A 788-nucleotide genomic window follows, 5' to 3' on the forward strand; every position below is an offset into this window, starting at 1 on the left:
CAGCTCTTCCGCCAGTGCGAACACCTCCGTCTTCTCGCTCTCCTCGGTGGTATAGGTCAGGTACTCGGCAGCCGACACCTCCGTGGCGTACACCGCCGACTGCACCCCGTTCAGACCGATCCAGACCTCCTTGTACTTCCGTCCGGGATGGTTGGAGAGGTTGATGGAGAGTATCTGCGACTTCTCCTTGTCCGTCAGACCGAGCATCGACTGGATGCCGTCGAACTTGTTCATGTACTTCTTCTGGTCCAAAAGGATTTTGCAGTCCGAGTTGGTGATGATAGCCTCCTTCACGATGGGGGACGAGATGATGTCGTCCACCTCCTGCGTGACGACAATCGCCTCGCCGAAATATTTCCTGACGGTCTTGTACATGTACTTCAAATATTCTGACATGCTCGGCGAGGAAAGGGCTTTCCAAGCCTCCTCGCAGATCAGCATCTTCCGCACCCCTTTCAGGCGGCGCAGCTTGTTGATGAAGGCTTCCATGATGATGATCGTAACCACGGGGAACAGCTCGGCGTTGTCCTTCACGGCGTCGATCTCGAAGACGATGAACCGCTTGTGCAGCAGGTCGATGTTCTCGTTCGAGTTCAGCAGGAAGTCGTAGCGCCCGCCCTTGTAATACTGCCGCAGCGTGGTCAGGAAGTTGTCAATGTTGAAATCCTCCCGGCTCACCTTGATGTCCCTTGCAGCCAGCTCCTTCCGGTAATCGTTCAGCATGTACTCGTAGAAGGTGTCGAACGAGGGGGCGATGTCCCGGTTCTGTTGTATCCGGCGGATGTACG

Annotated in this window: 1 protein-coding gene; it reads right to left on the reverse strand. The window is 55.7% G+C overall.

Annotated features, from left to right (window positions below; all coding sequences use genetic code 11):
• A partial coding sequence (locus tag DW640_RS23365; RefSeq protein WP_117579012.1) for a TraG family conjugative transposon ATPase occupies nt 1-788 on the reverse strand: 788 nt, incomplete at both ends.

The organism is Bacteroides sp. AM23-12, from assembly GCF_003434395.1.
Classification (GTDB): Bacteria; Bacteroidota; Bacteroidia; order Bacteroidales; family Bacteroidaceae; genus Bacteroides; species Bacteroides thetaiotaomicron.